A 23,670-nucleotide genomic window follows, 5' to 3' on the forward strand; every position below is an offset into this window, starting at 1 on the left:
GAAAACGGCCAGACTTACATTTACGCCGCCTATCCCCTTGTCCGCCCTTCCGGTGCATCTGACCCCCAGCGCATAGAGACCCTGGTTCTTTCCGTACTGCGTACCAAGGCCGCCGCCATCATGGCAGGCCTGTTCAGCCCCTTCCTTATTGCCGGACTCATTGCGCTGTCCATCTCTCTCATCATCGCCATAATATTCGCGCGCTCAATATACCGGCCAATACACAACGTAACCGAAGCAGCAATGAGAATTGCCCAGGGACATTATGACCAGGAAGTCCCGTTGCAGGGCCCGAGGGAGGTGAGGGGCCTTGCCGCCAGTTTCAACCAAATGGCGCAGCAGGTGAAGAAATCGCAGCAGCAACTGCGCCACTTCGTCGCCGACGTTTCTCACCAGCTGAAGACGCCGCTTACCTCAATCCAGGGATTTGCCCAGGCAATGCTGGATGGAACCGCCGCCAATGATGATACCAGACTGAAGGCGGCCCAGATTATCAATGACGAATCGCAACGGATGCGACAACAGGTAGATGAACTTCTCGAGCTGGCTCGCATGCAGGCCGGTCAACTCAAAATCGACCGCGAGCACGTGGATGTGAAAGAACTCCTTGAACATTGCCTGGAAATCTTTACCGTGCAGGCAGAGGAAAAAGGGGTGGTATTTAAAATGAACACGGAAGCTGCTCTAACGGTTATCGGAGATTTCGACCGTCTGGAGCAGGTTTTCAGCAATCTGCTGGACAATGCTCTTAAAAATAGTCCGCTCAAGGGAGAAGTACTGATTGATGCCCGCAAAGTGCAAGCCAATTTCATTGAGGTCAGGATATCGGACAGCGGGCCGGGAATACCCCCGGAACAGCTCCCCTATGTTTTTGAACGTTTCTACCAGGCCGGCGGTATGCGGACCGGCGTTGGTCTCGGACTCGCCATTGCCAGGGAAGTTGTACTGGCCCACGATGGAAACATAGAGGCCAACAGCAGCCCTGGAGAGGGAGCGGAATTCATCGTCAGGCTTCCCGCCGTCTTACAAGGCGCCATCTGAAAACCGTCAGCCTATTATCATCGGCATATCATCGGGAAATATACCCAATCGGTCTACGTTATCCACCTCCTGCTTTACATCGATTATTCACTATTACAAAAATTTATGTCAATAACCACTGCATTTCTTGACAATCTGTGCTAAAATAACTTAGCAATTTAAGACCAGGCTTAAGTTATAATAAATAAAAGTGAGTAAAAGGGGGTGATTGCGTTTAGCAAACAGGCTACAAGTTGAAGCTCTATTCTATCAAAGGAGGAACAAATGAGAAGGAAAATAATTTCATTGACTATTGCCGGTATTTTGCTGTTCGGTCTGTTGGCTGCCGGATGTGCCGCTCCAGCGCCAGCACCGGCTCCAGCGCCAGCGCCTGCGCCGGCACCTGCTCCAGCACCGGCACCTGCTCCAGCACCGGCACCTGCTCCAACGCCAGCGCCATCTCCAGCACCAGCCCCGGCTCCGGCGCAACCAACCGAGGAAGTTTACTGGCGGTTAGCCTCATATCTGCCGGAGACAAATCCCTGGGGTGAATCAGCAATACGTATGACGAAGAACGTTGAAGCCATGAGCGGCGGGAATTTTGTCATTGAGTTCTTCCCGGGCGGCGCGGTAGCGCCAGCGACCAAAGAATTTGACGCTCTGGACCGCGGTATCATCGAGATGGCACAGACCGGCATGCACTATAATATGGACAAGTTCTCCACTGGCGGTCTGTTTAACATCATTGTAGCCGGTCCGACGCCTATGGCATATATCACCTGGTACCTTGAGGGAGGCGGTCAGGATCTAATCCAGGAGTTGTTCGCGGATTACAATGTAATGGGTCTCTCCGTACTGACCATAGGGCGCGCGGAAATGTTCGGCTACAGCAACACACCGCTGGAAACAATGGCCGACTTCAAGGGGTTGAAGTTCCGCACCGCCGGTGACTGGGGAGAGGTCCTCACCGAGTACTTCGGTGCCTCCGTAATCTTCCTCCCCGGTGGGGAAATCTATGAGGCCATGCAAAGGGGAGTGATTGACGCCTTTGAATTCAGCTCGCCGTCAGTAAATGTCCCCTTTGGCTTCAATGAAATCGCCAAATATGCCGTGTTCCCGGGCATCCACGCACCGGGCGTACTCATGCCCGCCCTCGTCAACAAGGAGGCCTTTAACAAACTCCCCGATGGCTTTAAAGTTATACTTGAAGATGCCATCCTGGCTGAGTGCCTCAGGAACCATCTGGTTGAATCGGACCAGGATAGCTGGGGTGTGGAACAGCATAGAAAGATGGGCATGGAAATTATATCCCTGTCTGAGGATGTCCAGAAGGAGATAGAAGCAGCTGCTGCGGATTTCTATGGCAAGCGGGCAGCGGAAGATGAATTCTTTGGCAGGGTCTACAATTCAGCAAATGCTTACAAGATAGCTCTGGGTGAGACAAACACGCTTCAGTTCCCGTACTACAGATAGACATCTGGTTGGCCCCCGCTCCGGGACCGTTTTCGGGGCGGGGGCCATACCCTGAAAAACAGTTGAATAATGCATACTTATCTTGACGTGCAGTTTATGGGCAAAATTGGACTACGATATGCCTTGCATAGAATGGCCTTTTTTTATATTATTATCCCAAGGCCACGTGAAATATGAGAGCAACGCTGCGAGTTATTGACAGTATCAGCGAATGGACCGCAAAGGCAGTAAGCTGGCTTACCGTTGCCCTGGTTCTGGTGCTTGTCTTTGACGTTACCGAGAGATACGTTTTTGGTGGCGCCACGATATGGGCATACGAGACCGCCACTATGCTCGGCGCCACTATCTATGTCATGGGCTGGGCATATGTAACCCGAATGCGCGATCATATCCGCGTAGATGTTATTTACGTGCATCTTTCGCCCAGAGTCCGGCTCATTATCGATGTTATCGGTACCGTATTATTTTTGCTTCCGCTGCTCTATGTACTTATAGATACTGCAATTTATTACATGTTGCGCGCCTGGAAGATTGACGAGGTACTGGCAGAGACTTTCTGGTACCCGCCGGCCGGACCATTCCGAACCGTGGTGGTGGTCGCATTGTTTCTGCTGGCCTTTCAAACCGTAGCTCACCTGATTCGCGATTTCTACCAACTGGTCAGGAATAAAGCCTATGATTGATATCAGCCAAGAGACGATTGCTATCATAATGCTGCTGGGCGTACTGGTCGGGGTGATAAGCGGGTTCCCGCTGGCCCCGGTTATTGGTGGCATCGCCTTGGTCGTAGGCTACTTGACCTGGGGCGGACCGCAGGTAACCGACCTGTTCTACTCGCGCATGTGGGGCCTGATACGAAACTATGTCATTCTGGCGGCTCCCCTGTTTATTTTCATGGGTATCATGCTTGAACGTTCGGGAATCGCCGAACGTTTGTATGAGGCATTATACCTCTGGCTTGGCGGTTTCAGGGGCGGCCTGGCGATATCCACCGTGTTAATCGGCACCATCCTGGCTGCCTGCGTGGGCATAATCGGTGCCTCGGTTACCATGCTGGCCCTTATTGCCCTTCCCGCCATGGTGAAGCGAGGTTACGACAAAGCCCTGGCCAGTGGTTCGGTGTGTGCTGGCGGCACCCTGGGTATTCTTATTCCTCCCAGTATTATGCTGGTTCTTTACGGGCCAATGGCGGAAATTTCGGTGGGCAAGCTTTTCATGGCTGCATTTATCCCTGGTCTGGTCCTCTCCGGTCTGTACTGCACCTATATCGCCTTTTACTGCCTGTTCCAGCCACATAAAGCGCCGGCAGTGCCTGCTGAAGAAAGAAGGGTCTCCTTTCTCAGGAAAACGCGCCTGCTGCTCACCTCTATGGTGCCGCCGGTGATACTTGTCCTGGCCGTACTGGGCAGTATCTTCTTCGGGGTAGCACCGCCCACGGAAGCTGCCTCGGTGGGTGCTTTTGCCGCCATGCTTCTGGCTCTTGCTTACGGCCGGCTTAGCTTTAGAGCTCTCAGGGAGACGGCATTCCAGACACTGAGGATTACCAGCAAGGTAATCTTCGTTGCGGTATGTGCTTTCATGTTCGTTGGTGTTTTCCTGGGCCTGGGCGGCGGCAATGTAGTAGAGAAAATCATTCTGCTTGCCCCCGGCGGGCGCTGGGGTGCCTTTGCCTTTATCATGTTTATCGTCTTCATACTGGGCATGTTTATCGATTGGCTGGGTATCATCTTCATCATGATTCCCATCATTACCCCCATCGGTCCGGTTCTGGGTTTTGACACACTCTGGCTTGCCATGATGATTTGTGTTAACCTTCAGATGTCCTTCCTGACGCCCCCGTTTGCTTACGCAATATTCTTCCTCCGTGGTGCGGCGCCCCCTGAGCTTGGGGTCACCACGGCTGATATCATCCGCGGCGTTATACCTTATGTTTTCCTCATTATGATTGGCCTTGGCCTGTGCGTAGCCTTTCCTCAATTAATCCTCTGGCTGCCGGCACAAATGGTTAGATAGCCCCGGTCAATACCGTTATTTAAATTTCTGGAAAAGGAGTTACCACAATGGTTAACTTTGCCAGCGATACCGAGATGTTTGATACCATGCGCGACAAGCTCTACGCCTCGGTTATTTCCGACGTCGTAGACAGCCTTGGCGCACGAAATCAGGGTATGAGACCCGACGTCCGCCCTATATATGAAGGCGCGATGGTGGTGGGGCGTGCCTACCCCGTGCTTACGGCAGATGTCTACAAGTTTGTCGACGACCCCTATGGGCCGGAGATTGACGCCGTCGACTCTTTAAAGCCCAACGACGTGATGGTGGCCTGCACACAGCGCTCCACCCGCACCTGTTTCTGGGGGGAACTGCTTGCCACCGCCGCCCGGGCCCGGGGCGCCCGCGGCATCGTCGTTGACGGCACCGTCAGAGACGTTGCTTATATTACCAAGATGAAGTTCCCCACCTTTGCCACGGGAATATATATGGTTGATTCGGCAGGCAGGAGCATCGTCATCGACCATAATTGTCCAGTGGACTGCGGCGGCGTTCTGGTCAATCCCGGCGATATTATATTTGGCGATATCGACGGCGTGGTGGTCATCCCCAAAGAGCTGGAAAAAGAGGTCATACCGCTGGCCCTGGAAAAGGTGAGCAAGGAGAACCAGCTGCGTGACGAGCTGCTCAAGGGGACCCTGCTGCGCGACGCGTACAATAAGTACGGAGTTTTGTAAACATCCACATCAATAATATCGAGCGCAATATCTCCGGAAGGGGCGAATGTTATGGCGATATCGAAGATAGCGGGAAAAGTGCAGACCGTGCTGGGGGTGATTGAGAGCCAGGACGTGGGCATTACTCTACCCCACGAACATTTTCTTATCGACGGCAAATGTATTTTCACGGAACCGGAAGCAGCCAGTGACCGGGCTCTGGCTTATGAGCCGGTGGACTGGCATAACCTCAGCTGGCTCCGCTACCATCCTTACCAGAACCTGGATAATATGCGCCTGCTGGATGAGCAGGAAGCCATCGATGAGGCCATGATTTTTAAAAAATCCGGCGGCCAAACAATCGTTGATGTCACCATCAATGGTATTGGCCGCGACCCGAAAGCTCTGGCCCGTATCTCCCGGGTTACCGGCCTCAACGTAGTCATGGGCTCCGGTTACTACATCGCGCCCAGCCTTGGTCCGGAAGTGGACACCAAGACCGAGGCGGAGATTACCGACGAGATAGTGCAGGACATCACGGTGGGCGTTGGCGGCACAGGAATCCGCTCTGGACTTATCGGTGAGATAGGCTGCACCTGGCCTCTGCACGTTAACGAAGACAAGGTCCTGCGGGCCGCGGCGAAAGCCCAGCAGAAGACCGGCGCCTGCCTCAGCGTGCACCCGGGACGTAATCGACAAGCGCCATTTGATGTAGCCGATATCCTCGAACAGTCAGGTGCCGACCTCAGCCGGGTTATTATCTGCCATATTGACGCCCGTGTCCGTGACCATGAGGGGCGTACGCAGCTGCTGAAAAAAGGCTGCGTCCTGGAATACGACCTGTGCGGATGGGAGGGCCATTTCCCTACCTACTGGACGGCTGACGACTATATGGACCTGCCCAATGACACGCAGCGCATCCACGAAATCCGCCGTCATATCGAGGAAGGATACGGCAACCAGATTTTCATGTCGCACGACATCTGTTCCAAGACCAGGCGGGTACGTTACGGCGGGTGGGGCTACGCTCACATATTGAATTATATGGTCCCGATGATGCGCCAGAGAAGCATAACTCAGGAGCAGATAGACGCCATTATCATTGGCAATCCCAGAAGGCTCCTGACTTTTATTTAAATATTAATCCTTCCGGTGCTTACCTCGGGGCGACAAGCTTGTTCTTCAGCACGCCTATTCCCTCCACCTCAACCTCGATGACGTCGCCCAGTTTGACCGGGTTGGCGCCGCCCTTCGGTGTGCCCGTCCAGACCACATCTCCCGGGCACAGGGTCATAAACTCGGTGATAACGCTGATGAGCCTCGGCACGCTGAATATCATGAGGCTGGTGTGGCTGTCCTGCCTTGTTTCTCCGTTTACCCTTCCCTTGATGGCCACGTTATGCGGGTCGATATCGGTGACCAGCCAGGGGCCGAGCGGTCCGGCGGTATCAAAACCCTTGGCTCTGGCCAGAATCTTGTCCTTTTCAAACAGGTCAATCGCCGTGACGTCATTGCCGCAGGTATAGCCCAGGACATAGTCCATCGCATTTTCTTCGGCAACGTTCTTGGCCATCTTTTTGATTACCAGACAAAGTTCGGCTTCATAGCGGAGGTCCTTGGAAGGCCTGGGATAGATGATATCATCCCCGTGCCCGATTACGGTATTCACCGGCTTGTAGAACAGGTTCGGCTCTTCGGGCACCGGCCAGCCCATCTCTTGGATATGGTCCAGGTAGTTCCGCCCGCAGGCAACACCATTTCTGGGCTCACAGGGCGCCATCAGTTTGACATCCTGTAGCTGGCACAATTTCCCGCCTCGACCAAATTCGCCGTAGAGGTCACCATCGAGCGCATAAATCGTTTTGTCCTCGACGATGCCCCACCGCACCTCACCCCGCCACTCAAATCGCGCTATCTTCATGCTCCCTCCTGAAAAGCTCTTTATAATTAGTCCACGTCAGGATACATCTGATTTCGATAGCTCGTCAACAAAGATAGACGAAGCAATATTGTGTTTCTATATAAATATTTTACCGATTTGCACTTCAAAGATAATTAACTCATAATTATTATTACATACATCGTATTCATTCAGAGTTCCATCATCGATATCAGAGGAGTACGAAAATGAAACGACTGGCTATTTTAATAATAGTTCTTATTACCTTGTTGGCTAGCTGTGCCGCACCACCGCCGGCAGTGAAGGGCACTTTCATTGAAGGGCAATCAGGCGGCGATGCCGAGACCCTGAACTGGCTCCTGGCCGCTGACGCGGCCTCGTTCTCCTACGCCGGGATGTGCTTTGACAGCCTCGCCACCTACGATAACGACTGGCAGGTCCACCTGCGCCACCTGGCCAAGCCGGTGGGAATCTCTGAGGATGGCCTGACCTATACCATCACCATCCGTGATGACCTGAAATGGAGCAATGGCACTCCCGTCACCGCCGACGACTATGTCTATACCCTGAGTAACCTCATGTTCTCCGACTGGCTCAACTACACCTACCAGACCGACTGGCAGGAGGAGGTCGAGGGGGAGACGGTATTCGTTGAAGTTGAGCTGGTCGATGAAACCACCTTCGTTATCAAACGGCAGACCATTGACCCGGAGTTCATCGATAACGCCATCTATTCTCTGACGCCATATCCCAAGCACATCGCCGTGAAGTATGAGGGCGACCTCGAGGCGTTCACGGAGGCCGAGGAGTTCAATAACCTGACCTATACCGGCAACCTCGGTCCTTACCGGTTCAAGGAGTGGATACGGAACGATAAATACGTCGTCGAGCGCAACCCGGATTTCTACCTCGGACAGGAGACGGGCGCCCCTTACTTTGAGGAATACGTTACCAAGCTCTTCGGGACTTCCACAGCCGTCCTGGCGGCCCTGGAGGCGGGAGATATCCACCATGCCGGCATCGAGCCGGAGCAGGTGGCCAAGTTCAAGCAGATGGAGGGAATCAAGGTCTATACTGTCCCCACCCGGGCTTACGACCTTATCGTCTACAACCTGAGAAATAACGGCTGGGAAGGACTGCGAAATAAGACAGTCAGGCAGGCGCTGTCCATGTCCATCAACAAGCAGACGTTCATTGACCAGATACGCTTCGGCTTTGCCGACCCTGCCTTCAGCTTCATCCCCGGGCCTTCTCCCTGGTATACCGAGGAGGGGGTACCCAAGTTTGGCATCGGCGACCTTTACGACAAGGACAAGGCCAAGGAAATGCTGCTGGAAGCCGGCTACGGTACCAGAGAGAGTGACGACAGCATCTCCATTCACGATAAAGATGGCCAGCCAATCAAGCTGACACTGGTGACCACCACCGGCAGCAAGCTCACCGAAGATATCACCCTCTTTGTAAAGCAGGAGCTGGGCGACATCGGCATTGAGGTGGAGTTCAAGCTCGTTCCCTGGCCCACCCAGCTCCGCCAGTACATGATGAACAAGGTGTCCGGCTCGGACCAGGAGTCGAATTACAACAACGGCCCCGATGCCATCAGTGAGGAGACGTGGGATATGATGGTCCTCGCCTTCAACACTCATCCCATCGCCCCGTCAGGCTCCAGGGTCTTCTTCATCACCGATGGCGGGCTCAACTTCTGGGGATATTCCAACGAGAGGGTGGATGAGCTTTTCACCGAGGTCAGGTCCAGCGAGGCGATTGACCCTGAGGTACGCAAGCAGATGTACGCCGAGATAAGTCGGCTCATCGCCGAAGACCAGTCGGCCAATTTCCTCTCCTTCCCCAGAAGCAACCAGGGCTTCCAGGTAAACGTGGAGAGGATTGACCCGGGTATGAGGCTGGGCTGGAACCACCATGAATGGTACTTTGCTGAACCCGAGTAACCTCCCGAGGGAGCGTGACAGTGAAACGGGGCGGTTTGCAAAATTACATCATCAGAAGGCTGATTTACGCGTTCCTCATCGCCTTTGGCGTGGTGACCATCACCTTTATCCTGCTGCGCATTGGCCCCAGCTCTCCGGCGGACAAATATCTGGCCAATATATCGGCCCGCACCCAGGACCCATCCAAAGTCATTGAAGCCGTCGAGGCCCGCTACGGGCTTGATAAACCCATCTATGAACAGTACTTCAACTACCTGGGCAACCTGGCCCGCGGCGACTGGGGATGGTCGTTCAGCACCTCCCTGCCGGTTATCGAGCTCATCAGGCGCCACTGGATTTATTCTTTCCAGCTTATCCTGCTCAGCATGCTTTTCGCCTCCTCATTGGGCATTTTTATCGGCATTTACTCGGCAGTGAAGCAGTACACCAAGACCGATTACATCGCCACCTTCTTTTCCTTCATCGGCATCTCCATCCCCAATTTCTGGCTGGGCATCATGCTCATTTTGATTTTTTCCGTGCAACTGGGCTGGTTCAAGACCTATTACGATACCGGCCTGCCCCTGTTTTCCCTGGCCAATCTGAAAGCGCTTATCCTGCCCGTCATCACCCTCGGCACCGGCATGATGGCCGGCTACACTAGATACGCTAGGTCAGCAACGCTGGACAATTTGCGAAAGGAGTTTGTAAAGACGGCCCGGGCCAAGGGCCTTCCGGAACGTGTGGTCATCGGTAAGCACGTGCTCCGCAACGCCATCCTGCCCATCATCACCATCATCATGTTCGACCTGGCGGGGGTCGTCTTCGGCGGTGCCTATCTGACGGAAATTATCTTCGGCATTCCCGGGCTTGGTCGGGTGTCCTTCAATGCCATCTTTGCCAACGATTATCCGGTGGTGATAACGATAACCCTTATCGGGGCTATGGTGGTCCTGCTCACCAACCTGGCCACCGACATCGTTTATACCTGGCTTGACCCCAGAATAAGGTACGATTGAGGACGTATTGATGAGGCAAATCAAGGTTGGTGGACTGAAGAATTTAATATTCATATTCGCGCTTCTGGCTTTTGTCCTGGCACTTCTACGGGATATTTATTTAGTTGATGAGTCGCTTGAGCCTCTGAATTACCTGTACCTCCTCCTTCTCATTTTTCTCATCTTCTATGTAATACATCCGCTCTACGTTAACCGCCGTCTGACGCGGTACTACTGGGAGAGAACGAAAAAGCACCGGCTGGCCGTTTTGGGGCTGGCATTTATTATGTTTCTGGTAATCGTAGCCATCGCTGGCCCTTTTCTCACTGCCGACCCAACCGAGGTCAACTTTGAGAAGAAAAATATACCCCCCGTGGGTTTTTCCGCGGAACAATCCATCTACGATGTTAAAACAGGGCAATTAACAACTACGGAAACTCCGGGCACGTGGCAGCATCCATTAGGCACCGATGATAAAGGTAGAGACATGCTGGCGATGCTTGTTTCCGGCGCCAGGGTATCATTGCAGGTCGGCCTGGCGGCTGTCCTCATAGCGATATTCATCGGCGCCACTGTAGGCGTGTCTTCTGCCTACTTTGGAAGATGGGTCGACCAGGCACTGATGAGATTCACCGACCTGATGATGACTTTCCCCTTTTTCCTGCTGCTGGTATTGATAATCTTCCTCTATGGCTCCAAATTGATTATTATCATTCTGGCTATAGCCCTCACCGGGTGGACGGGGACCGCCCGGCTGGTCAGAAGCGAGGCGCTATCCCTCAGGACCAGAGATTTCATCATGGCGTCGAAATCACTCGGGGCCAGCGACCGCCGCATTATTTTCCGACACATGATTCCCAATGTCTTGAGCTCGGTTATCGTCATTGCCACACTTTCTATACCGGGTGTCATCCTGGCAGAAGCAGCCCTGAGTTTTATCGGGTTGGGGGACCCTTCCGTTACCAGCTGGGGAAGGATTTTACATGCCGGCCAGCGCACCCTGGATACCGCCTGGTGGATTGCCGTTGAACCCGGCATCATGCTTTTCCTGACCGTGCTGGCCTTTAATTTTCTGGGGGACGGCATCCGGGATGCCTTCGACCCGAGAAGTCAGATTTAAAAAGTTAAAATGAACAACACGATTTTACAGGTCAATGAGTTGAAAACCTACTTCTTCACCCGCCTTGGTGTGGTCAAAGCGGTCGATGGTGTGAGCTTCGGCCTGAGAAAAGGAGAGTGCCTGTGCCTGGTGGGTGAATCGGGCTGCGGCAAGACCGCCACCGCCCTCTCCATTCTGCGCCTCGTAGATAGCCCTCCGGGCAGAATAGTCGGTGGCGGGATAATGTATCATGGAGAGGACCTGCTCCACAGTTCCGGCGCCAGGCTCCGGCAGATACGCGGCAACCGCATCGCCATGATATTCCAGGACCCGCAATCTTCTCTTAACCCGGTATTCACCGTGGGCGACCAGATAATGGAGCAGATACATCTTCATCTGAAACTGGGAAAGCGGCAGGTCCGGGATAGAGCGCTGAGCCTGATGGAACAGGTCGGTATTCCCCAGGCAAAAGAGAGGATGAAATATTACCCGCACCAGTTCTCCGGCGGTATGAAGCAGCGGGTGATGATCGCCGCCGCGCTGTCCTGCGACCCCGAAATCCTGATTGCCGATGAGCCTACTACTGCCCTCGATACCACTATCAAGGCGCAGATTCTGGATATTTTCCGCGACCTGAAGCAGAAAATGAATATGTCCATTCTGTTCATCACCCATGACCTGGGCACCGTGGCCGGGATTGCCGACCGCATCATCGTGATGTACGGCGGTCGCATCGCCGAGTCCGGCGGCGTCCTCGATATCTTCGAGCAGCCAAAGCACCCGTACACCTGTGGCTTGCTGAAATGCCTGCCCACTGTTTCCGAGCGCCGGGAAAAATTGTCGCCCATTCCAGGAGTTATTCCCAGCCTCATTGACCCGCCCGAAGGCTGTATCTTTTATCCCCGTTGCCAGTGGCACATGCCCGTCTGTCAGCAAACTAGGCCTGAGGAATTTGTCATATCAGGAGAGCATATCGCCGCCTGCTATCTGTACGCATAGGTTTTCGATTACCGCAGGTTTATTAAAATGGAAAAGAAATTATTGGAAGTCGAAAATCTGAAAAAATACTATCCGGTAACGGCCGGCCTGCTCGCCAGGCATGTTGCCGACGTGAAGGCGGTGGACGGGGTTTCCTTCTTCATCGCGGAAGGGGAGACGCTGGGGCTGGTCGGTGAATCGGGCTGCGGTAAATCAAGCCTGGGCCGGGCGCTTCTGAGGCTGGAAGAGCCAACCTCAGGACAGATATTCTATCGTGGTAGCGATATTACAGACTGGAATAAAAAGCAGCTGAAGGAGTTGCGGAGAGAAGCACAGATGATTTTCCAGGACCCTCAGTCCTCCCTTGACCCCCGGATGACCATAGGCGATTCCATCGGGGAGGCACTGCTTATCCACGGTGGCGGCACTGAGAAAGAGAGGCTGGAGCGAGTGGAAGAGCTGCTGAAACGTGTCGGATTGGAGCCGGGCCACACCACCCGCTATCCCCACGAATTGAGCGGCGGTCAGAAGCAGCGCGTCGGTATTGCTCGCGCCCTGGCGGTAAATCCAAAACTCATCGTCGCCGATGAACCGGTGAGCGCACTGGATGTATCCGTTCAGGCACAGATACTGAACCTGACAATGGACCTGCAGCGTGAGCTCTCCCTTGCATATCTTTTCATCGCCCATGACCTCGCCGTCATCGGGCAGGTCTCGAGCCGCATTGCCGTTATGTACCTCGGGCAGATAGTGGAGCTAGCCGGGAGAGATGACCTATTCCACCAGCCACTCCATCCCTATACTCAGGCCCTGCTTTCGGCGGTTCTCCTCCCCGACCCGCATCAGAAGCGGAAACGAATTCTGCTGTCCGGCGAAGTCCCTTCGCCGATTGACCCGCCTTCGGGTTGTCGCTTCCACACCCGATGTTCCAGAGTCATGAAAGTCTGCCCCCGAGAAATGCCGGAGTTAAGACAGATTGATAAGGACCACATTGTGGCCTGTCATCTATACGATTGAACAAGGTGTCTATTTACTGAGCAGAGGTCGGCCTGAGCATCAAAAATCAGGATAGAAACCGATTTCGCTGACGGGTATAATAAGTACTGTAGAAGGTAATGCAAGGAGGTATATATGGTATTATCTGCTGAGCAGGTCAAAAGGGTGGGTGTTATAGGCGCCGGGACCATGGGCCACGGCATCGCTCAGGCCTATGCCCAGGAAGGCTATCCGGTCGCCATCACCGATGTTTCCAAACCGGCGTTAACCGGTGTGAAAGACAGGGTCAAATCCAATCTGGAGACCCTGGCCCATGAAGGACTCATTCCGGAAAAAGAAATAGACAATATCATGGCCAGGATCACCGTGGTTGACAGTCTGGAAAATGCGGTTCGAGATGCCGACCTGGTCACCGAGGCTGTCTTCGAAGACCTGCCCACCAAAACGAGGATTTTCCAGGAAATGGAAAAGTACTGTTCGCCGGAGTGCCTTCTGGCCAGCAATACCTCGTCTTTCCCGATGACCCAGATATCATCGCAGATGGAGAAGCCCGAGAGGGCCATTGTCACGCACTGGATGAACCCGCCCTATCTGGTGCCTCTGGTGGAAGTCGTGCCCGGAGAAAAGACGTCGGAAGAGACATGCAAGACAGCATATGAAATCCTGTTAAAAATAAAAAAGGTGCCGGTGAAAGTGCAGAAGGAAATCCTCGGTTTTCTCATCAACCGCATTCAAACTGCAATGAACCGGGAGGTATACTATCTGCTGGAAATCGGCGCCGCCAGCGCCGAGGATATCGACCGTGCCGTGGTTACCAGTCTCGGCTTCCGACTGGCGTTTCTGGGTCCGCTGCTGGTGAGAGACCTCGCCGGACTGGACGTTGACTGTAAGGTGGCTGATACGATACTCCCCGAGCTGGACTCCTCAACGCAGGCGAACAGACTGCTCAGGGATATGGTCGACCGCGGCGATTATGGTGTCAAGACCGGGAAAGGCTTCTTCTCATATACACCGGAATCAATTGCTGAAATTATACGGGAGCGTGACCGGAGGTTTATTCATCTGCTGAAAGAGCTGTATTACCCGTAGCGGCGCTAACCATTTCCCGGAATGGCATCAGCATCCCGTCGCAGAATGCCTTTGTAATAAAGCTTGATAACGCCCTTATCGAGCGCTTCCTTGTAGGCGCTGGGAAAGGGCAGGACCCCCGTCGGCACGATATCCACACCGACCAGATGATAGGCATGCCAGTACACTTCAGTGCAGAGAAAGGAAGTATCGGGCTTGTAGCGAAAGTCCTGAGCCCGTAACTTGCGAAATCGCCGTTCTTTTATCAGGTTCCGCATAATAACCCATGGTGCCTGTACCAGCACCGAAATTATGAGGAAGAAATCGTAGGGACTTTTACCAAACCGCATTAATTCCAGCGGTGCCCTTTTCGCTGTTGCCGGGTCAACGGAACTGACCGTATAGATTTCAACATCTACGCCTTCATACTCGGCAAAGAGATAGCCGTGCCTGATACCTTTGCCAAACAGTCCGATATGTATGCTTTCTATGAATTCGTAATCATCGATTTCCGGCACATAGCCTCTTACCAGAACGTGGTGCACACGGTCAGTGCGCGGACTGAAAAAGTTTTCCAGTAACCAGCCGTTAATCCCCTTCTTCTTGGTCGCCACGCAGGCTCCCGGTGGAATCTTGAACATATATTAATCCCAAATTACCGTCAATAAGTTACATTTAAATTATGTTTTTCGACTGCATTTTGTCAAGAACCGGAGCTTGGAAGCGTATCAAAACGGAAGAATATAGTGATTAGCTATCAGTCTTAAACTTCTTCCCGCCATTCGGTGACACGCGACGACCAGACACGACCCACCGCCTTTTCCAGTATTTCACGCCGTGGGTCCGGTACCTCGAAAGGCGGTAAGACTCGGTCTTCAAACGAACTCAAGAAAGGACAGCGTTTCTGCAGTTGCATTACGGTCTGTCGAGGCCCTCCATAGACCATATAATCGATGTTGCCAGCCTGCGATTCCAGATGCTCCCGTGCATGAAGACATACCCGGTCCAGAAATTCGGTGGCCTGTTTTTCCCTGCGCCGTTGAAATCGCTGCTGCGAGGAGCCACCTTTCTTGTGCCGCCCGTGCACCAGTCCTGTCCCCACCTTGCTGGTTACAAGCTGTTCACCATGACACAGTCCCACGGCATAGGCTCCAAGGTGCACCAGAACCATGCCTATCGTGTAATCAACCTTGAGCAGGCTTTGCAGTGGCTCGGTGACGAATCCGTTAAATGCCGCCTGCTGCTGAAGCGGGAAAGGAGGCGAAACCATACACTTCCGCACACTGCCCCAGAACAGCACCCCACCGGTCCTGGAGCGTGCAATCATCTCGTGTAACTCCTCCGGAAAGGTCGTTTTTACGACGGCACTTTGCAGCACATCGTTGATTTCCTGTGCCGACAGTCCCGGTGGCAGATATGCAGTGCTGGCCGTTGCCTCATCTATATTTTTCAGTTCGGCCAGAAACTCGAGCATTCTGGCGCGACGCATATAGTATGTGTCCGACAATAATGCCAATTTTAGCAATCCTTCCTGTAGTATGATTATTGAGCTTTGGAATTAAAGGCTGACCATGGTAGCGCCGTCGCCGCCCTCGTCCTGTTTGCCGGTGCGAAATGACTTGACCAGTGGATGGGCGGCCAGGAAATCCCGGGCAATCTGGCGTACCGTGCCGGTGCCTATCCCGTGAATGACCCGGACTTCGCTCAGGTTAGCCAGTGCGGCATCGTTGAGGTAAATATCAAGCGCCACCTCCACTTCCTCCGCCCGCTTGCCGCGCAGGTCAAGCTCGGTCGATATTACCTTCGTTGCCAGGTGCATCCCTGTGCCGCGTGTGCGCGCTGGTTTTGGCTCCATTATTTTCTCGACGCTCTCCAGCCCGAGCTTGAGCTTGAGCTGTCCCGCCTGAACCTCAACCTCCTGCGTATCCTCGGCAACGGATAGTACCGTGGCCTGCAGTCCTATATCTTTCAGGTAGACGATGTCGCCGGCGGTAATGCGCTGCGCCGGTTCCAGCTCCCCTGTCTTCGGCGTCCACGCCTCGCTGCTCAATTGCTCCCGCACCCCGTTCAGTGCCTTCTTCGCCCGTTCGAGTCTCTCTTTTGTCATTTCTTTACGCAGTTCGGAACTGGCCTGGCGAATTTGCCGGTGCAGTTCGGCGGATTCCCGGACAACGCTGTCCCTGGCCTCCTGCATGGCCTGCCGTTCCTCTTCTTTCAACCGCTCCAGCCGACTTTTTACCTCGGTATTCTGCTGCTCCACCTCATTTCTCTCTTTTTCCAGGACGACACGGGTTTCTTCCATTTTCTGCTTCTCCACCATAAGGTCGCGCAGCAGCGATTCCAGTTCCAGAGCTCCTCTGGACAGTATACCTCTGGCCTCCTCGACAATCTCCGGCGGGATGCCAAGTCGCATGGCGGTGGCCAGAGCATTGCTGCCGCCGGGTATGCCCACCGTCAGGTGGTATGTTGGCTCGAATGTGGCCGGGTCGAAGTCAAAAGAAGCATTCTGTACTCCGGAGGTGGTATGGGCGAACGCCTTCAGGTCGCCGTAATGGGTGGTGGCGACGGTCAGGATTTTCCTGTTCAGAAAGTTGAGCAGTATGGAACGGGCCAGGGCAGAGCCTTCCGCCGGGTCGGTGCTTGTCCCCAGCTCGTCAAGGAGCACCAGGCTGCACGGAGTGGCGTTCCGTATGATGCGGACGATATTGCCGACGTGCCAGCTGAAACTGGAAAGGGTCTGCTCTATACTCTGCTCATCGCCGATATCGGCAAAGATGCCGTCAAAGACGGGCAGGCAGGTTTCTGGCGATGCAGGAACCGGTATTCCGGCCTGTGCCATCAGGCTGAACAGCCCTATAGTCTTCAGTGCCACCGTTTTGCCACCGGTATTGGGGCCGGTGATGACCAGGATGGAGAAATCGCGGCCGATTTCCACGGTTAGCGGCACCGCTTTCTCCCCGAGCAGTGGGTGCCTGGCCTCGACCATTTTGACCACTGCCGTTTCTATGCCTTCATTTCCTGAGCCATTGACATCGTGAAGCACCGGTTCACACGCTTTCACCGCGCGGGCATATCTCGCCTTGGCCAGTGCCAGGTCCAGCTCCGCAATTCTCTCAATGCTCAGAGATAACTCCGCCTCGTATCCGCCCACCTCGGCGCTGAGCCTGCGCAGTATTCTTTCCACCTCACGCTTTTCCTCATTTACCAGCTCGCGGACGGTATTCCCCAGCTCCATAGTTGACCAGGGCTCCACGAATACGGTAACTCCGGTGTTGGATACGTCATGCGTGATGCCCCGTATTTCCCTTCTGAATTCAATCTTGACCGGAATAACGTACCGGCCCTCACGCTCGGTGATTATCGGCTCCTGAATTATCTTACAACCGCGCGGCGACCTGATAATCGCCTCCAGTCGATTCCACAAATGCTCGCGCTCTTCTCGGAGCTGTCGCCTGATGGCCGCCAGGTCCGGGGATGCCCGGTCGAGCACTTCACCACTGGGGGAAATGCAGCGGGCGAGTTCTTTTTCCACCTGACGCAGTTCGGCTATGTCTTTGGCAATATCCCAGAGCAGGGGCAGTTCTGCTGACATTTTGCTCAGGTTGCTGCGTGTCTGGCGCATGGCGGCAAGCGTCTGCTGAATCTCGACCAGGCTTTTCGGTTCGAGGATGCCTTCCAGCGATGCTATCCAGACGGCTTCGCGTATGTCGGAAACGCCACCGATGGAAAAACCCTGTTCCATAGCCAGAAGATGCCGTGCCTCCGCGGACTGCCCGAGCAGCAGAGCAATCCGGTCGTAGTCAGTCAGCGGCTTTAGCTTAAAGGCTAGCTCGCGGCTGGCTGAGAACGAAGTGTAACCTGCCAGGGTTGTTATTATCTGCGGAAACTCCAGTATTTCCAGGCTTTTTTCGTCCACGCTTATCCCTCTGTCGGCACTGTTCAATTATAACACGTCAGCGTCCTGACAGACTCCCAATGATTTTGTCAAAGTAATGACAGAACGTTTATAATCTTAGTATTACTTTGCCGTTACGAGTGAGGGAATGATATGAAAAAGGTATCTATTGTCAGCGCAGAAGAAATCGGCGTTGAAGCTGCCGTGCGCAGAGCCATAGACCTGGCCGGCGGCCTGCCCGATTTGATAACACCCCGCTCCAAAGTGCTGGTCAAGCCCAACCTCTGCAGCCCCCAACCATCGGGCACAGGAATTACCACCGATTGCCGTGTTACCGAGGCTGTGACCAAGTTCGTACTCGAGCTCAACCCACAGTCAGTCGTAATCGGAGAGGGTGCCGGCGCCGGCTATGACTTCAGCGGCAGTACCAGCACGGAGGAGGCCTTCCGTGTCTCCGGCACCGCTGAAGTTGCCCACCGACTTGGCGTCGAGCTGCGCAATCTTAACAACGACAAATGGGAAGAAGTAACGGTAAAGCACCCTTATATCATGGACAAGGTGCGGATTACCCGTACCGCTCTGGAGAGCGATGTCATTGTCAGTGTTCCCGTGCTCAAGACCCATCTAAGGACTTTGATTACACTGAGCCTGAAGAACACGAAAGGCGTCCTGCCCGGCGCCGAAAAGAGGAAGACCCATGCCCTGGGTCTGGATAAAGCAATCGCCGACCTCAATTCGGTGGTGAAGCCCAGCTACGTAGTGGTCGATGCGCTGGCCGGAATGCAGGGACTGTGGGAGTACCCGCAGGACAGGGTCGAACTGGGGCTTATTCTGGCCGGAAGAGAACCTTGTGCCGTCGATACGGTCGGCACGTCTCTGATGGGATTCAACCCTGCTCAGATAATGCACCTGCAGTATTTTGCTGCACGGCAGAGGCAAAAGGCAGACCTTGACCACGTTGATATTGTCGGTGAATCTCTTGAAGCGCACAGAAAAAGCTTCAAGCCCGGCTACGATGTCCTGCGAGCGCGTTATCCGGGTGTCAACATTATCGCGGGAGAATCAGCCTGCAGCGGCTGCTACGGGGAGTTGATGGGCGCCCTATCGGCGATGAGAGAGTTCGGCGGAAGTCCTGCCCTGGATGAACTCACTGTCGTCCTGGGAAATGCTGAACATGATGAGGTCTCCGCGACGGAAAATACGGTTATCCTGGGTAAATGCGCCCGGAAACTCGCCCGTCTTGGCGTCTTTGCCAAAGGCTGTCCGCCTATGGGCGAGGATATCATCCAGGCCATCTGCCGCGCTTCTGATTCAGACCCTGATATGGTTATCGCCGCTCTCAACCGCGACCGTAACCGCCGCTGGGACGAGACAGAACACCTGCTTATCAGATAATGCTTTCCAGCTGAATCTCAGCCCATCGTGGCTGGCGAGTTATTTACAGTACAGGGCTGACGGTATTACCGTACAGGCTATCGCTTGAGCAGGTCAGAACAGTCCACTTTTTCGTACTCGCTCTGACATGGATAGCCCTTGGCAATATACATCGCCGGCTCGCTCAAGTCCATGATGGTCGAGTAAAGGGTAACCCACTGCTTGATACCATCGACTCTCTCATCCAGATGGCGGCAGATGGAATTGGGCTGGCTGAAGTGGTCCCGGAAGACGCGCTGAAAACTGCTGACGTCGATATGTCCCTTCTCCGGCTCCAGCAGATGTTCCGCTCTCTGGTGACGGAAGAGCGTATCGGGATACAGTGATTTGAGAATATCGGTTAAGTCTTCCCGATTGCTCAGGGCGACAAAGTGGTTGCTGTGGGTGAGGATGCCATCATTGGGATACAGAAAGCCCACGTCCAGGGGTGATACTTCCAGGTCGATCGCCTCGCCATCGCGATGGGCGATGAAGAAGTTGCCTGACACCGTGGTCTTTGCCTGAAGAACCGCTGCCAGGGCCTGGCTGAAACTCTCTGAATTCAGTATCCGTCGCATTATCAGCAGAAACGGCACCGTGGCATCGAATGTGTCGCAGCTTGTCGCCAAGCCATTGAAACAGGCACCGATACCGGCTGAATTCATGCCGCGGTGAGCGAGAACTCCTGCCTCTGGCTGGGTTATCACGGCCGGTTTTCCCTGCTGGTCCGCTTTCAGTATGACATTGAATTCCTGAAACCTGGGCAGCCAGTCCCAGGTCTGGCCAATTAACGTGTGGCCATCTCTGGTCACCTGTGGCAGCGAAGACACCGAGGTGCAGCCGCCGCCGTGGTACAGGCAAGATATCCCCAGGGCAAAGTTTATCTCATAGCGGGCATTTACCGCGACTATTTCATCAAGCGACAGTTCTGCGCCTTTAGCCAGCCCCTCCAGCTCCTCCAGCATATCGGCGTCATAGTCGCCGATAACCGGTATCAAAGCGTGGCTTTTCTCCAGAATCTCATTCCGCTCGGCTCCCCAGAGAGTCCGCCACATATCAAAGTAAACTTCAACGTTCTTCTGGATTATCTTCTGCGCCTGAGTGCCGTACTGCTGGCCACACTCGAAAGGTTTTCCCTTTACTGAAATTACCGGTGGTAGCATTCAGTGCGCTCCTCTATTTGCTTTAGCGGCTTCAGGCCATCCGCTGGTTATCCGCCTTCTTGATAACCTAGTTAGCCAGTGAATTCTCTATCGGCGTGCTGATATATTTATCTACAACCTTGCGGAAGTGATACCCGTAGACACTCATGGTTATTGATATCGGTAATTTTCGCGGGTGCTTCATTAACGTCAGCAGGAAAAGCCTCCAGTAATATTTTCTCCCTTTTTCCTTGAAGCCCAACACCCAGACAGATTTCAGAAACGCTTCGATTTGATAGAAATGGAGCCTGTTCCCCTTTCTGATATTTGGCCGGTACTCCCTCAGAAACGCCTTAACGCGTTCGTAGTACTGCTTCGGTGAGTAAATCGTGTCCAAGATTTGTTTGTAGCCATTGATGAGGGTGGTGTGGTTCATCTTGGGGATGAAATTGAGAGAAAGGTCATTATTGTCACCGGTGAACGCTCTTAATAACCGGTTTTCCTTCTTGAGCCGTTTGTGTAGCCTGGTACCGGGCGGGGCATTGAGCAGGCCCACCATCGCCGTGACGATGCCGCTGTTCTGAATGAAATTTATCTGGCTTTTAAAAATGGAGAGCGGGTCGCTGTCAAAGCCGACGATGAACCCCCCCTGTACCTCCAGACCATAATTCTGTACCTTTTTCACCGAAGCAACGAGGTCACGATTCCGGTTCTGCGCTTTGTTGCACTCCACGAGGCTTTCCTCATTTGGCGTCTCAATGCCGACGAATACGCGGTTAAAACCGGCTTCCGCCATCATCCGCATCAGCGTCTCGTCATCGGCCAGATTGATTGAGGCCTCCGTGGAAAGGTCGAAGGGATACTTCCTGCTCTTTTGCCATTCAATTACGGCGGGAAGGATTTCCTCCTTCAGCTTCTTCCTGTTCCCGATGAAATTGTCATCAACGAAAAACACGCCGGAACGCCACCCGTAACGATACAGCGCCTCCAGCTCCGCGATTACCTGCTCCCCGTCTTTGGTCCTCGGCCTGTGTCCGTTTAAAGTAATAATGTCGCAGAACTCACAGTTGAATGGACACCCTCTGGAGTACTGCAGGCTCATTGACGAATACTGCTTCCGGTTTATGAGCGACCAGAGCGGGACGGGAGTTTCCCAGACGTCCGGTCGAGCTTTAGATAGATAAATACGCTGTGGGTTTCCTTTTTCCAGGTCTTTAAGGAACGGCGGCAGGGTTACCTCAGCTTCACCGAGCACCAGGTGGTCCACCTCCCTGAATTCCCTATATCCAGTTGTAAAGAGAGGTCCACCGGCTACTGTCCTTGTTTCCAGACGCTGGCACCGACTTATTACGTCCTTTACCGAATCCCGCTGCACCACCATGGCACTGATGAAGACGAAGTCAGCCCAACTGATGTCTTCATCGGTGAGCTGGCTAACGTTCATGTCGACCATTTTCTTCTCCCACTCATTGGGGAGCATTGCCGCCACCGTTAAAAGACCCAGCGGAGGGAAGGACGCCTTTTTGGAGACGAATTTCAGGGCGTACCGGAAGCTCCAGAACGTATCCGGATATTGCGGATAGACCAGAAGTATCTTCATAGGAACTGAAAACCACCTCAGATGTGCTAACCGATATTAACGTATTATATCAGCTTTACGCTTCAATGTAACGTTTATTCATTCTATCGGTGCATATATTTCCATCCTCTCACGATACCTAGTAGTGCACCTGCACACCCCTTTCCTCCAGCAGGCGTATGTTTGCCATATCTTCAGAATTTTCGGCAAGGTCCAGGTTGTTCAGCTTCAGGTCCAGCTGGTCACCTTCGCCCAGACCACTATTTTGCAGCAGCGGCGCGACATCACTTATCTGATTTCTATCCAGGCTCAAGCGCGCCAGGTTGTCAAGCGAGGCCAGTGACGAGACGTCTTTTATTTCATTGGCGGAAAGATGGAGAAGGTTCATTTTAGTTAGCGGTGCCAGTGGTGTGATGTCGGTTATTTCATTGGTTCCGAGCCTCAGTTCTTCCAGGTTAATCAAGCCTGACAGGCTGGATATCTCCGCTATATTGTAATTGCTGGATAGGTCCAGTATTTTCAGGTTGGTAAGTGAAGCCAGTGGAGAAGTATCACTGAACCCGTTATTACTGAGGTCGAGTATATTAAGCGCGGTCAGGGAGGACAGTGGTGAAATATCGCCTATCCGATTTGTGGAAAGGTGTAGCTCAACCAACCCTGACAGCCCGTCCAGCGGTGACAGGTCGCTTATTCTGTTGGCGGAAAGGTATAGAACGGTCAGGCCGACAAGCGGGGACAGCGATGATACATCACTTATCCTGTTGCTGCCAAGCCTCAGGATTTCCAGATGGCTGAGCGACGAAAGCGGCTCGATGTCGCTTATCTCATTACCGTTCAGCTCCAGCTCCTTGAGAGCGGTGAGAGCCGATAGTGGAGAAATCTCGCTGATTTCATTCGTGGACAGATAGAGAAAGGTCAGTCCGGCTAGCGACCCCAGCGGCGAGATATCGCTGACCTCATTGAAATACAGGTCGAGCCAGGTCAGGTTGACAAGCGATGCCAGGGGAGATATATCGCCTATTTGATTGTAGGACAGGTTCAGGGTGGTCACGTTGGCCAGCGAGGCCAGCGGTACGACATCGCCAATCTGGTTGCGGGACAGGTCAAGCGTGGTCAGATTGACCAGCGCGGCAAGCGGCGAAAGGTCAGTCAAGTAATTGTAGGCAAGGTCCAGTTTAATCAGGTTCGGGCAATGCTCGATGCCGGACAAGTTGGTAATGTTCACGTAATTGGCGGTCAGTTCCGTAAGGCCAGCCAGTTCCTCCACAGACATTGGTTCCCCCGGCGGTTTTCCCAGGGCATTAAGCAGCGCCGCTCCCAGGTTACGGTCAGCTATCAATACCGCCTCAGGTTTGGCGGTTGGTGGTGCGATTGGTGGGGCGGTTGGCGTTGCCGTGCATCCCGTGACGAAGATGGCGATAAGTACTGATAAGATTAGACACTGCCATCTGGTCTTGAACATTTGAGCCTCCA

At 53.7% G+C, this 23,670-nt stretch carries 20 protein-coding genes; 13 read left to right on the plus strand and 7 right to left on the minus strand.

Annotated features, from left to right (window positions below):
• The 6 genes from KKD83_10310 to KKD83_10335 form a co-directional block, all read left to right on the plus strand.
• Window positions 1–1,041, plus strand: a 1,041-nt coding sequence (locus KKD83_10310; GenBank protein MBU2536536.1) for a HAMP domain-containing histidine kinase, incomplete at its 5' end; no start/stop codon positions are given.
• Between the two features lie 264 nt (window positions 1,042–1,305).
• Window positions 1,306–2,493, plus strand: a complete 1,188-nt coding sequence (gene dctP, locus KKD83_10315) for a TRAP transporter substrate-binding protein DctP (protein MBU2536537.1) — start codon at window positions 1,306–1,308, stop codon at window positions 2,491–2,493.
• A 173-nt stretch (window positions 2,494–2,666) separates the two neighbouring features.
• The gene (locus KKD83_10320; protein MBU2536538.1) at window positions 2,667–3,176 is read left to right on the plus strand and encodes a TRAP transporter small permease subunit; all 510 of its coding nucleotides are present in this window, start codon (window positions 2,667–2,669) and stop codon (window positions 3,174–3,176) included.
• A complete protein-coding gene (locus KKD83_10325) occupies window positions 3,169–4,506 on the plus strand; it encodes a TRAP transporter large permease subunit (protein MBU2536539.1) in 1,338 nt (445 codons plus the stop codon). The genes KKD83_10320 and KKD83_10325 overlap by 8 nt, the downstream gene beginning before the upstream one ends.
• 47 nt (window positions 4,507–4,553) lie before the next feature.
• A complete protein-coding gene (locus KKD83_10330) occupies window positions 4,554–5,222 on the plus strand; it encodes an RraA family protein (protein MBU2536540.1) in 669 nt (222 codons plus the stop codon).
• Window positions 5,223–5,273: 51 nt separating this feature from the next.
• Window positions 5,274–6,338 carry a hypothetical protein gene (locus tag KKD83_10335; GenBank protein MBU2536541.1) on the plus strand — a complete coding sequence of 355 codons (1,065 nt, stop codon included), beginning with the start codon at window positions 5,274–5,276 and terminating at the stop codon, window positions 6,336–6,338.
• Between the two features lie 19 nt (window positions 6,339–6,357).
• Here KKD83_10335 and KKD83_10340 read toward each other — a convergent pair whose 3' ends face one another.
• On the minus strand, window positions 6,358–7,122 hold the full coding sequence (locus tag KKD83_10340) for a fumarylacetoacetate hydrolase family protein (GenBank protein MBU2536542.1): 765 nt from the start codon (window positions 7,120–7,122) through the stop codon (window positions 6,358–6,360).
• Window positions 7,123–7,328: 206 nt separating this feature from the next.
• Here KKD83_10340 and KKD83_10345 point away from each other — a divergent pair, with 206 nt between their 5' ends.
• The 6 genes from KKD83_10345 to KKD83_10370 all read left to right on the plus strand — a co-directional run bounded on the left by KKD83_10345 (window position 7,329) and on the right by KKD83_10370 (window position 14,189).
• Window positions 7,329–9,050 carry a hypothetical protein gene (locus KKD83_10345; GenBank protein ID MBU2536543.1) on the plus strand — a complete coding sequence of 574 codons (1,722 nt, stop codon included), beginning with the start codon at window positions 7,329–7,331 and terminating at the stop codon, window positions 9,048–9,050.
• A 20-nt stretch (window positions 9,051–9,070) separates the two neighbouring features.
• Window positions 9,071–10,048: an ABC transporter permease gene (locus KKD83_10350; GenBank protein MBU2536544.1), complete on the plus strand. Its 978-nt coding sequence runs from the start codon at window positions 9,071–9,073 to the stop codon at window positions 10,046–10,048.
• A gap of 10 nt (window positions 10,049–10,058) precedes the next feature.
• Window positions 10,059–11,147: an ABC transporter permease gene (locus KKD83_10355; GenBank protein MBU2536545.1), complete on the plus strand. Its 1,089-nt coding sequence runs from the start codon at window positions 10,059–10,061 to the stop codon at window positions 11,145–11,147.
• Window positions 11,148–11,156: 9 nt separating this feature from the next.
• The gene (locus tag KKD83_10360; protein MBU2536546.1) at window positions 11,157–12,125 is read left to right on the plus strand and encodes an ABC transporter ATP-binding protein; all 969 of its coding nucleotides are present in this window, start codon (window positions 11,157–11,159) and stop codon (window positions 12,123–12,125) included.
• 27 nt (window positions 12,126–12,152) lie between these two features.
• Window positions 12,153–13,121, plus strand: coding sequence for a dipeptide ABC transporter ATP-binding protein (locus tag KKD83_10365; GenBank protein ID MBU2536547.1), 969 nt, complete (start codon window positions 12,153–12,155; stop codon window positions 13,119–13,121).
• A gap of 114 nt (window positions 13,122–13,235) precedes the next feature.
• Complete coding sequence (locus KKD83_10370) at window positions 13,236–14,189, plus strand: 3-hydroxyacyl-CoA dehydrogenase family protein (GenBank protein ID MBU2536548.1); 954 nt, start codon at window positions 13,236–13,238, stop codon at window positions 14,187–14,189.
• Window positions 14,190–14,194: 5 nt separating this feature from the next.
• Here KKD83_10370 and KKD83_10375 read toward each other — a convergent pair whose 3' ends face one another.
• The 3 genes from KKD83_10375 to KKD83_10385 all read right to left on the minus strand — a co-directional run bounded on the left by KKD83_10375 (window position 14,195) and on the right by KKD83_10385 (window position 18,084).
• A complete protein-coding gene (locus tag KKD83_10375) occupies window positions 14,195–14,809 on the minus strand; it encodes a hypothetical protein (protein MBU2536549.1) in 615 nt (204 codons plus the stop codon).
• Between the two features lie 122 nt (window positions 14,810–14,931).
• Entirely contained in the window at window positions 14,932–15,684 is a 753-nt protein-coding gene (locus tag KKD83_10380; protein MBU2536550.1) for a hypothetical protein, read from the minus strand.
• 42 nt (window positions 15,685–15,726) lie between these two features.
• Complete coding sequence (locus tag KKD83_10385; protein ID MBU2536551.1) at window positions 15,727–18,084, minus strand: endonuclease MutS2; 2,358 nt, start codon at window positions 18,082–18,084, stop codon at window positions 15,727–15,729.
• Window positions 18,085–18,216: 132 nt separating this feature from the next.
• Here KKD83_10385 and KKD83_10390 point away from each other — a divergent pair, with 132 nt between their 5' ends.
• Window positions 18,217–19,458 carry a DUF362 domain-containing protein gene (locus KKD83_10390; GenBank protein ID MBU2536552.1) on the plus strand — a complete coding sequence of 414 codons (1,242 nt, stop codon included), beginning with the start codon at window positions 18,217–18,219 and terminating at the stop codon, window positions 19,456–19,458.
• 77 nt (window positions 19,459–19,535) lie between these two features.
• Here the strand turns inward: KKD83_10390 and KKD83_10395 are convergent, their stop codons facing one another.
• From KKD83_10395 to KKD83_10405, 3 genes are all read right to left on the minus strand, one after another.
• Complete coding sequence (locus tag KKD83_10395) at window positions 19,536–20,639, minus strand: C45 family peptidase (GenBank protein ID MBU2536553.1); 1,104 nt, start codon at window positions 20,637–20,639, stop codon at window positions 19,536–19,538.
• 67 nt (window positions 20,640–20,706) lie between these two features.
• Window positions 20,707–22,218 (minus strand): DUF4070 domain-containing protein, encoded by a 1,512-nt coding sequence (locus KKD83_10400; GenBank protein ID MBU2536554.1) that lies wholly within the window; start codon window positions 22,216–22,218, stop codon window positions 20,707–20,709.
• 118 nt (window positions 22,219–22,336) lie between these two features.
• On the minus strand, window positions 22,337–23,670 hold a 1,334-nt coding region (locus KKD83_10405; protein MBU2536555.1), incomplete at its 5' end, for a leucine-rich repeat domain-containing protein.

Source organism: Chloroflexota bacterium (assembly GCA_018829775.1).
Taxonomy (GTDB): domain Bacteria; phylum Chloroflexota; class Dehalococcoidia; order Dehalococcoidales; family RBG-16-60-22; genus E44-bin89.

Excerpts from the sequence above, each read along its gene's own strand:
- KKD83_10390 (MBU2536552.1), top strand. The coding sequence starts at position 18,217 with ATGAAAAAGGTATCTATTGTCAGCGCAGAAGAAATCGGCGTTGAAGCT.
- KKD83_10320 (MBU2536538.1), top strand. The coding sequence starts at position 2,667 with ATGAGAGCAACGCTGCGAGTTATTGACAGTATCAGCGAATGGACCGCA.
- KKD83_10360 (MBU2536546.1), top strand. The coding sequence starts at position 11,157 with ATGAACAACACGATTTTACAGGTCAATGAGTTGAAAACCTACTTCTTC.
- KKD83_10340 (MBU2536542.1), bottom strand. The coding sequence starts at position 7,122 with ATGAAGATAGCGCGATTTGAGTGGCGGGGTGAGGTGCGGTGGGGCATC.
- KKD83_10400 (MBU2536554.1), bottom strand. The coding sequence starts at position 22,218 with ATGAAGATACTTCTGGTCTATCCGCAATATCCGGATACGTTCTGGAGC.
- KKD83_10345 (MBU2536543.1), top strand. The coding sequence starts at position 7,329 with ATGAAACGACTGGCTATTTTAATAATAGTTCTTATTACCTTGTTGGCT.
- KKD83_10370 (MBU2536548.1), top strand. The coding sequence starts at position 13,236 with ATGGTATTATCTGCTGAGCAGGTCAAAAGGGTGGGTGTTATAGGCGCC.
- KKD83_10335 (MBU2536541.1), top strand. The coding sequence starts at position 5,274 with ATGGCGATATCGAAGATAGCGGGAAAAGTGCAGACCGTGCTGGGGGTG.
- KKD83_10325 (MBU2536539.1), top strand. The coding sequence starts at position 3,169 with ATGATTGATATCAGCCAAGAGACGATTGCTATCATAATGCTGCTGGGC.
- KKD83_10375 (MBU2536549.1), bottom strand. The coding sequence starts at position 14,809 with ATGTTCAAGATTCCACCGGGAGCCTGCGTGGCGACCAAGAAGAAGGGG.
- KKD83_10355 (MBU2536545.1), top strand. The coding sequence starts at position 10,059 with ATGAGGCAAATCAAGGTTGGTGGACTGAAGAATTTAATATTCATATTC.
- dctP (MBU2536537.1), top strand. The coding sequence starts at position 1,306 with ATGAGAAGGAAAATAATTTCATTGACTATTGCCGGTATTTTGCTGTTC.
- KKD83_10365 (MBU2536547.1), top strand. The coding sequence starts at position 12,153 with ATGGAAAAGAAATTATTGGAAGTCGAAAATCTGAAAAAATACTATCCG.
- KKD83_10330 (MBU2536540.1), top strand. The coding sequence starts at position 4,554 with ATGGTTAACTTTGCCAGCGATACCGAGATGTTTGATACCATGCGCGAC.
- KKD83_10395 (MBU2536553.1), bottom strand. The coding sequence starts at position 20,639 with ATGCTACCACCGGTAATTTCAGTAAAGGGAAAACCTTTCGAGTGTGGC.